Below are 9,715 nucleotides of genomic sequence, written 5' to 3'. Positions count from 1 at the left end.
GTTAATTTCAATCAATATGTCTTTCTTTCACAAATTTGAAACAAATAAAGTGAAACTTTAATCAGTGGGGGTTTTGTTCATCTCCCACTGATTATTAGTTGAACCAATCGGACTTTTACGGACAGTTGATCCCCCACCTAACTTCTTTGCTTCCGCTGAATTTTGAGGTGGGGGTCTTACTGCCCGTTAAAGCGGGATAAAAAAGAACTTAGACATCTCCAAGTTCTTTACGAATGAATCAATCCATCGTTCCATTGTCATACTTCCTATAATTTCTTTGTAAAACTATAATCCATGTCTCCACCTAATGCTATAGCTGTATCACCAGTTTCTCTAAAATCATGTGTATATATTTTTTCAAATGAACCGAAATCTACTTGCTTATAAAATTCAAAACAAGGGAACCCATCATGCTCGCCGTGAATATCCATACTACCATCCTCTTTCACACATACATGTAATACATAATCCACAGGAGGTGCATAGACATTTAATGGATTACTTGCACTCGCACTCATTTTGAATTGTACACCGTCAGCATTCCATACAATATCAGTACACACAATATTTTCTGTACTTGCTTTCCCTGTTCTTTTGCTCACAGCACCATCTGGACTTGTAATCTTCTCTGTCGTAATACCCGTGTTCGCATATGAAAACACTTCTTTTTTATAAAAATCAACTACTACCTCTTGCTCAACTCTAGAGCGCATCGTATTTACCGCATGTGGTGTAAATTCACGTGAGTCACCCTCGAATTGAATTACTTTACCTGTTTCCATATCCTTCTTCGGTTCTGTCCAAGACATTGGAATAAAGACACTGGCTCTAATTTTTACGATATTAGTCATAAGAAACACCTCTATAATTTTATTTTAGATACTGAATACTAATGAATAAAACAAGCCATAATTTCAATCCTAAAACCAATAGATTTCTCTTTTACTTTTCTACTTCCTTCTAAAAAATAGTGCTATATTTACGTTTAGACTGTCATTTTAAAGCTATATTCCATCTCTCCAGCTAGTGCTGCTGGAGTATCATTTGTTTCTCTAAAATCATGTGTATATATTAATTCAAACGAACCAAAATCTACTTGTTTATAAAATTCATAGCAAGGAAAACCATCATGTACACCTTCAACATGCACAGTACCACTTTTATTAGCTCGTATAGCCAACAAATAATCAGCTGCAGGTGCTGCCGCATTTAACGGATTACTGGCACTTGCTCTCATTTCAAATGAAACTTCATCCTCGCCCCATACGATATTCGTACATACAATATTTTCTGTACTTGTTTCTCCTTTTTGATACTCAATTGAGTCATCTGGATTTGTAATCTTCACTGTGACGATACAAGCATTTGCATATGTGAAAATTTCTCTTTTATAAAAATCAATATTCACTTCTTGTTCTAATCTTGAACGCTTTGCGTTCGCCGCGTATGGTGTAAACTCACGTGCATCTCCAGTATATTCAAACAATCTTCCTGTTGCAGGATCCTTAATAGGTTCCAGTGATGCATATGGTGCAAAGACACTCCCTCTAACTTTTACGATATTGACCATATGAAACCTCCATTGATTCTATATTATATAAATCATTATTTGTTCTACCAACATAATATAGTCAATTTGATTGACTATATTATGTATAGTACAATAGACATTACATATAGTCAACTTAATTGACTACAAGCGCGGAGGTTATATACATGGATCAAACATTTAACAAGTTAGATCTTACTTCACTTTTATCATTATCCTTTAGTACATTAATTACTGAGCTACATGACAGATTAAGTGAATTGGGATTTGAGGATATTAGACCAGCACATGGATTTATGTTTAAACGCATTCTTCCTAATGGAGCGACTGGTATAGAACTAGCTGAGTATTTAGGGGTTTCTAAGCAAGCTGTAAGTAAAATGGTCGATTCTCTTGAGAATAGTGGCTACGTTACACGTAAAATACACCCTACTGATAAAAGGGGTAAAATCATTATTTTAACCGCACGTGGTTTAGCAGTAATGAAAGCAAAAGAAGAAATAGTAGCTGAAATAGAGCAGCGATGGATTGAAAATATAGGTACAGAACGAATGCAAATGCTAAAAGAAGATTTAACAACATTCGTTACTAAAGAAAATACAGAGAAGTTATCATCAAATATACGACCTGTCTGGTAAACAAAAACGAATCCACTTTGATTCATCTTTTTCAAAATGGATTCGTTTTCTACAGATATATTAAAAATCATTAATTTCTTTACATTTTATTCTACTGAATATATTTTTTACGCGTTATATAATTCCATAACTCTCTTCACAATCAACTCCGCTGTATTCTCCTCCGGTGGCATCAACAAATTTGTAACCATTCCATACACAATAGGACTTAATTCCACTTCATATCCACCATATGCATACTCTTCCTTTGTCGGTAAATAGCCAATATATCCATTCGTATATCCACACAAAAAAGCTAGGTCAGTTTGAAGACTCTCTTTCATTTCTAACGCAGTCTCTGAAAAAGGTTCCATCGGTATACCAGAGAACATACCATCATTAACTTGAAACAGTTGAACTTCTAAATCAATACGTAACTTCCGAATACCTTGCTTATATTTCTCTAAAACGATAGTAAGCCATTCATCCGTGTTCACACCCCACTGCTTCTCCGCCAATTGAGCCATGCTTCGTATCTCATTCATTTCAGGAATATCTTTCAACTTCATTTGCATCGTACTCGAAACTGTTCTTAAATTTACAATTGGGCTGTATGTAACTGTTGGTAACATCGTTAATACATGTCCACTAAGTGTATAAGCCATTTTCTTTAATGCTTCCCTTGAACCGCGATACTTCGCATTTACATTACCAGCAGCTCCTTGCACAATAATAACCGGACAGTTTACGATCCTCTCAAGAACCTCCCTCGTCATTCCAGGATAATCCGCTGATAATACATCGCTATCACCTTTTAAAACATTCGGATGCGCAGTACAAAATACTACAATACCAGATAGCTCCTTCGTTTCAGCATTTCTTATTGCCAACAAGCCAATTCGTTTATCTACAACGCCCTCTATATTTGTTCCCATCTTTGCTCTTCCATCAGATGTTCTCTCTCTTCTGTTTACCCCAATATCACCTGTCGTAACTCCCCAGCCAATTTCACATAGCTCCAAGTTATTATTTGCAGTAACAGCACCTTGCACCACATTATTTACTAAAATCGTTTTATACGACTTTACTAAAGGTTGCTTACCAACCGTTTCCGGACCAGAGTGTGTATGTGTATAAACAACTGTTATTCGCTCAAATGGCACATGAAGCCTGCTAGCTACTCGCTCACGAATTATATTCGTATCTTCTACTAACATTCCAATATTATCAATACTTATAAACACAGTTTTCATTTCATCTTTTTCAAATATAAAAACCGTCCCATAAATACGTTCTTCAATATTATTTATTCCTGTCTCTCTATAATATCCAACAAAATCAATGCCAACAGGCGGCGTAATATCCACCTTGCATACCCCTATTTTGCTCATTTGAATCGCTCCATTTCTCTATGTAACTCCCTTTTTTCAAGAATAGCATATTTGACTTTGTTCCAAATAAAAAAGAACGAACATAGCATTCTATGTCCGTTCTTTCCGTCACACATACTTCCGATGCACCATCTTCCCATCATAAGAAAACACAACACCCTTACTCTCCACAATCGACTCCATATGCACCGTTCTTCCCCAAAGCTGATGAAGATATGGTAATACCTTTTCTAAGTATTTTAAATCGAGCTCGATTCCTTCGTAACTATGTTTAATGTATAATTCTCCGTTCTTTAAGTAATCTCCGTCTTCTACTACTAAGTACGGGAATCCGCCATTTGTACGCATATTTACAAGCTGATCACGTACATGTTCCCACTCTTTATCTATTACTTTATATTCTTTTCCTTGGCGCTGGAATAAGTACATATCTTCTCTCATTACGAGATCTTTGTTTAAGTAGTTTCTTAAGAATGATACATCCCATTCGATTTCGCGTACTTCAAAGATTTTGTCGCGACCAGATCCTGGTTTTACACCGCGTCGCTTCATTTCTTCTGTAGGGTTATTGTAGCGCTCCTCTATATCTTCAAACATTTTAATACCTAGGTAGTATGGGTTAATACTCGTTTTTGATGGCTGAACGACACCTGCATTTAATTTTGCAAATTCGATTGCTTCATCAGATGTTAAGTCCATTTCACGAAGTATGCGTTGATGCCAGTATGATGCCCAGCCTTCGTATTGCTAAGGTGCTTTAAAAGTAAAGGTCTTTTGATTTAAATAAAGCAAGTTCTTCAACAAATCATTCTTTACCACACTTCTAAAATAGGTGCCTGTTGTCTACACAATTCAATTTCTTCATCATTTAAATTGACATATTTCTGCAAACAGTTTTCTAAATAATCATCTGATTCATTAAAATTCCTAATATATTCTATAACAGATTGTATCTCGTTATACGTTAATAATTTATAAAACAAATAATCATCAGATATACGATTACCTTTATGATTTACTTGCCATATGACATCTTTTGAAGTGATTTTTATAGGCTCTCTATATTTAGTATTCCTGTCGTAAACATACCAGTAACTATATTTGCGAGCATCAATTTCTTGCCATGCAAAAATATATTTAATATCTTCATCCTCATTATATATATCAGTCTCTTCCGAAGGTTCCAAACACTCGTTTTCATATTGCCAAGCATGTCTTAACTCATGAACTAGAGTAATTAAAAAAGAATTATCACGGATATTAGGATGTGCCCATAGATTAATTTGAATTAATCTATCTTGTTTATAAAACCTACCCTGAATAACTTTAGAATCAGAAGATACAATTTCTTTTACAAGTTTAATTTGATAATTCCACTTCAATCCTAATTCTTTTATAACCTGATCAATAGTTTTAAGTAGATACTCCTCTTTTTGATACGACAACTGTTCCTCTGAATCTAAAGTGAACTTTGAAACGACTGTATTTTGATATTTCCCCCTTGAAAACCTCACTTATATCTCACCCTTTCATGATAGAATTTAATGAAAAAATCCTGCTCCAACAAAAAAGTATTATAATAATTCTGCCCATATATCAGCATGATCTTTTTGTAATCGCTCTCTATTCACCAATTCCATTAGATGAGTTATATGGGATTGGAAACCCAAAGAATCTTGATTTATATTCTTAAATTCTTCTATATCTCTATTTGCATACCCTAAATTCCTAACATGCTGTTCTTCTTCTCGAAAATACGAATTTGAAAAGCTCCCAAAACAAGCGATTAGTAATGGATCAGCTTTTTTTTCTTTATACTCTTCAAGTGTTTTATATTTGACTTGAAGTAGCAAAATTATTTCTTTTACAATTCGCAGTAGTTCTTCCGAAGATGGTAATCCCTCAATTTCTTTTCTTATATCCTTAGATGTATGTATTTTTCCTCCTTCCTTTGAATATACAATCGATGGTCTATATACTGCACGATCTCGAATATAACATATTTTTTCAAATAAGCCTTTAACACTCTTATTTTGATTATCTTCTACCTTTACAAAATTGTCATACAACAGTTTATATGAAGCAGATAATCTATCCTTTTTTCCTCTCAAGTAGCGACAATACTGCTTTACGCTACCATGAGTAATATTCGTTGCCAAATCTTGTTCTAACTCACCCGCAGCATTCCATGCGTCTGGAGTTTCTTCAGGATTATTAAGTTCTTGTAAATTAACCCCAAAATCGATAATGCCCTCTTTACATTTCCTAGGATTCAATTTTATACTAAACCCTTTATCCAACAACATCATTGCAACAAATAGATGGTAAATTGAATAATAAGTGTTTAGTGCTCTACTTATTCTTAAGCCACCAGCTGTTGGATGGTCTTTAACACTTTCTAATGCTCTCAGCTCAGATATTCCAACTAAAGACTTATGAAAAGCCAATGCAGCGCAATTAGCAATATACACAGTATTATGTCTATCCTCTTTATTGAGTATGTAGTAATATTCTTCTTTTCCAAAGCGATTTTTAAATTTTTTCTCTTTATAAGTAATTTTCATAAGTTCCTATCCTTCTTTTTATTATTTATGTTACATAGAACTATCTTTTGTAAATCCTGAATCGCTGTACGTTCACTGGATAAATCAACTGAATATACCCTTATTTTTTCTATTTGCTTATCCCCAACAGGTTCTTCTAAATACCACGATTCCAAAAGTTCACTTGAAGGCTTAATAATAGCTTGTTGATGTGGATACAACAATATTACAGCAGAAACCTTCTCATACTTTGTTAAATACGCATACATTTGAAATAAATCTTCTCTGTTTACTCCGTGACGGTTTTTAGAACTATTAATAAATTTCCATTTTGTATCAATGATCAGCTTTTCACTGTCATCCTGTAAAACAACAATATCAGGTTTTAATGGATAAACCTCTCTATCATTAAACTCATTAATCATAAGTTTATATTTATTATGCTGACTCATCACATTATGTTCAATACATGTATCTAACAACTTAGCAATATACTTCTCAAACAAATCATCCATTCGAAATAAAATTGAAAAACTTTTCTCTTTTCCGAAATGTGATAATGAGAACATATTTTCTAATATCATCTTCGCTAAAATAAAACTTGGTTCAAATCTTTTATTCAATCTATTGAAATGAACTGTACTAAAATCCATTTTTGTGATTGTTGAAAATACTAACTCATCAAAATAAACAAGGCACCTTTTCAATTTCTTTAAGGTTTCTAATTGTGTAACATTGTTCATTAACCTTTCAATTGCACATTTTAAAATATAATTTAATTGGTTTTCAGCAGAAAATTCTTCGTATTGACAATAAACACGATTAACACGAGTTGCTTGATTGTGTATTTGTTTATGAAAAAGAATATTCCCCTTTACTACAGGCAAGTTCTCCTCTAGTTGAACATACTGCATATAAAGACCCTTCATTAATTCTTGTTCCAGTTTTAATGCAAAAAGCGCTCCAAACATCTCTAATAAATTATGCTTATACATCTGGTTCATACTCATATTGTTTACGTTAATCTTTAAGAGTCCTGTTCTATACAACATTTGTAATAACATTTTTCTCGATTCTTCAATTTCTTTATCAGATCCGTTTATCTGCGTTTTAGGTAAGATTTCAATAGATACCGTTTTTAGTTGAATAAACCCAACATAATTAATAAATGTTACACTGTTTCTTCCCCATTTAATACACTTCTTATCAAGCTTACTACTTCCAATATACTGTTCTAACTCTTTAGCTTCTTTTTCAGTCAAACATTGTGAACCATTTTCCTTTATCAAAACGTTTCCTGCAACTTCATATGTTGTGATATGTTTCATACCCTATCCCTCATATATATTTAAAAAAGCTTGTTCATTCGGATTTTCCACCAATTGATATTTCTTTATAGTTTGATCGTAATCTAATTCAGTTTTAAAAATTGCTTGAGCAGTTTTTTCTTCTTTTGTTAAGAAATATGAATTATCTCCCAGTTTTCCAGCTCCACCCAAAACAAGTTCAATCTTCTCCCAGTCTTCATAAAAGTATTCTTGTAACAATGGTATTACTTTGAATTTCATAATCTCAACTAAATCTTCAAATGTTAAATTTTCTTTCATAAAATAAGCGTGTCCAATTGTATGATTACGACCGATTAAAAACTCAATGCGTTCATTTAATACTTTTAACATTCTCTGCACTTCTATATTTCCTACTTTTTCTCGTAGCAGACTCGGCTGAGGCATTAATTCTTCAAAATGAAATCTTCGGCGTAATGCAGTATCCATCATTGAAATAGATCGATCAGCTGTATTCATTGTACCTATAATATAAATATTACTAGGCATACCAAATGACTTTTTTGAGTAAGGTAAAGTTACTCTTATTTCATTTTTAGAATCGATTCTTTTATCATCTTCAATTAAAGTAATAAGCTCTCCAAATATTTTTGAGATATTTCCTCGATTAATTTCATCTATAATAAGAACATAATTATCCGTTTCTTCATTAACTTGTTTTGTGAGTAAGCGTTTAATTTGTGGTCCATTTAAATCCATTTTCCCAAATTGATATATTGCCTGCTGTGATAATACTTTTTCTTTTAAAATTTGGTCGACACCTATTGTTTCACCGTAATATAACCACTCTACTTCTCGAAAATGTTTATATCTAATCTCTGAATCTTCAACGTAATTATAATCACCAATTACCTTAGCAATGGCTCTAATTTTATGGTTACCTTCAGAAATAAAAATAATATCGTCCTTCTTCATCCAATTTTTAAAACGATTAATTGCATCAACATTAAATACTCTATCATCCCCAGCATTACATGAATAAAATTTCTCATACACAGCTTGACGATCTAGACATCCCTTATAATCAATGTTGCCTCCCCAACCTAATGCAACACAATTATTATCAATACAATAATTGTAGATATCTTCTCCGTCTTCCTCTTGAATACCACCTAAAGACATTTTATAAAACTCAATCTCATTCTCATCAAAATCATATACAGAAACAGCCTTTGTTTCTCTTAGTGTCGCTGTTTCACATATTCTTTTAAAAATACCATCCTGTAATATAAAATTTCCTTCCTCATCACTTCTTAAACCTTCCACAAAGTCTTCATACGCGAAAGATTGATGAAATGTACAAAATGCAATACGATTTTGTTCACTTAACTTTTTATATAAGTTTATTACATCTGTACGTTTTTTTATTTGTTTATACTGTGCTGGTACAATGATTTCAAGCGCTCTTTCAGCAACAGTATATGTCTTTCCTGTTCCTGGTGGTCCAAATAAAATTATATTTTTATGTAAATCCATTGTCTTCTCCTTCTCTACTATATGATGTTCTTCTATATATAGATCAATTTCATCATTCGAAATCCTTTTATTTTGCTGTAATAATTCCTCTACTAACTTAGCAACATCTTTTATCCACGGCTTTCCACTTTGACGATTTTCTTTAAAATGGATCATTGCCACATCAGCAAGCCGAATATTTGGTTTATACTTAAGTAATAATTCAACTCCTTTCCTTTTAGCAAATTCTAACCGATCATGCACAACCACGGACTCTAATTCTTTATGGTCTTTTAACAACTTAACTACATATTCTGTATTGTTAAATTTTCCTGTAAGTATATAATATGGAACTTCTTTTCCAACAACATATTTCTTCTGATTAATTTGTATTTCAAATTCACTCATGCTTTAATTTCCCCTTTTATCTCCAAAATAAATATAAATGGATAAAAATATTATTACATATACATTCAATTAATTCATTAAATTACCAATAATATAAATACAAAAAAGCTGCTAAATCCTCAGCAGCTGCACCCATTTTTATAATGTACTAATAGAAAATGCATCCTCATTACAATTCAAACCTAAATCCCCTATAAATATTCTCCTTGAACACGTCGCTCAACACCAGTCCCTAATGCCCTGCAGTTGCGTTCAACTATTACGAAGCTAAAAAACGAATTAACTTATAACAACACTCATTAAAACCCTCTTCAATTTTTATAGTTTCCTTTCAAGGCTTTTCCGAATTTCATTCCTCTCCAAATATAGTTTTTTGATAATTTTTTCATGTATAACAAAAGGAGCT

Annotated in this window: 8 protein-coding genes and 1 pseudogene; 1 reads left to right on the top strand and 8 read right to left on the bottom strand. The window is 32.7% G+C overall.

Going from position 1 to position 9,715, the window contains the following annotated elements; translation table 11 throughout:
• Positions 1-266 precede the first annotated feature (266 nt).
• On the bottom strand, positions 267-851 hold the full coding sequence (locus KI369_RS08805) for a DUF3238 domain-containing protein (protein WP_212955695.1): 585 nt from the start codon (positions 849-851) through the stop codon (positions 267-269).
• A 134-nt stretch (positions 852-985) separates the two neighbouring features.
• Complete coding sequence (locus KI369_RS08800; RefSeq protein ID WP_212955694.1) at positions 986-1,570, bottom strand: DUF3238 domain-containing protein; 585 nt, start codon at positions 1,568-1,570, stop codon at positions 986-988.
• Between the two features lie 146 nt (positions 1,571-1,716).
• Between KI369_RS08800 and KI369_RS08795 the strand changes: the two genes are divergently transcribed.
• Entirely contained in the window at positions 1,717-2,187 is a 471-nt protein-coding gene (locus KI369_RS08795) for a MarR family winged helix-turn-helix transcriptional regulator (RefSeq protein WP_212955693.1), read from the top strand.
• Between the two features lie 107 nt (positions 2,188-2,294).
• Here KI369_RS08795 and KI369_RS08790 read toward each other — a convergent pair whose 3' ends face one another.
• From KI369_RS08790 to KI369_RS08765, 6 genes and pseudogenes are all read right to left on the bottom strand, one after another.
• Entirely contained in the window at positions 2,295-3,557 is a 1,263-nt protein-coding gene (locus tag KI369_RS08790) for a neutral/alkaline non-lysosomal ceramidase N-terminal domain-containing protein (RefSeq protein WP_212955692.1), read from the bottom strand.
• Positions 3,558-3,665: 108 nt separating this feature from the next.
• A pseudogene (gene spoVR, locus KI369_RS08785) lies at positions 3,666-4,298 on the bottom strand (stage V sporulation protein SpoVR); the annotation flags it as partial.
• A gap of 71 nt (positions 4,299-4,369) precedes the next feature.
• Positions 4,370-5,071 carry a hypothetical protein gene (locus tag KI369_RS08780; protein WP_154981864.1) on the bottom strand — a complete coding sequence of 234 codons (702 nt, stop codon included), beginning with the start codon at positions 5,069-5,071 and terminating at the stop codon, positions 4,370-4,372.
• Positions 5,072-5,131: 60 nt separating this feature from the next.
• A complete protein-coding gene (locus KI369_RS08775; RefSeq protein WP_154981863.1) occupies positions 5,132-6,121 on the bottom strand; it encodes a hypothetical protein in 990 nt (329 codons plus the stop codon).
• The gene (locus KI369_RS08770; protein WP_154981862.1) at positions 6,118-7,428 is read right to left on the bottom strand and encodes an McrC family protein; all 1,311 of its coding nucleotides are present in this window, start codon (positions 7,426-7,428) and stop codon (positions 6,118-6,120) included. Before KI369_RS08770 ends, KI369_RS08775 begins: the two co-directional genes overlap by 4 nt.
• A gap of 3 nt (positions 7,429-7,431) precedes the next feature.
• Entirely contained in the window at positions 7,432-9,309 is a 1,878-nt protein-coding gene (locus KI369_RS08765) for a DUF8426 domain-containing protein (RefSeq protein ID WP_205171430.1), read from the bottom strand.
• Positions 9,310-9,715: the final 406 nt, after the last annotated feature.

It is taken from the genome of Bacillus sanguinis (genome assembly GCF_018332475.1).
In the GTDB taxonomy this organism is placed as follows: domain Bacteria; phylum Bacillota; class Bacilli; order Bacillales; family Bacillaceae_G; genus Bacillus_A; species Bacillus_A sanguinis.
Note: the sequence above shows the minus strand (reverse complement) of the source record. Positions and strands in the feature narration are given on the sequence as shown.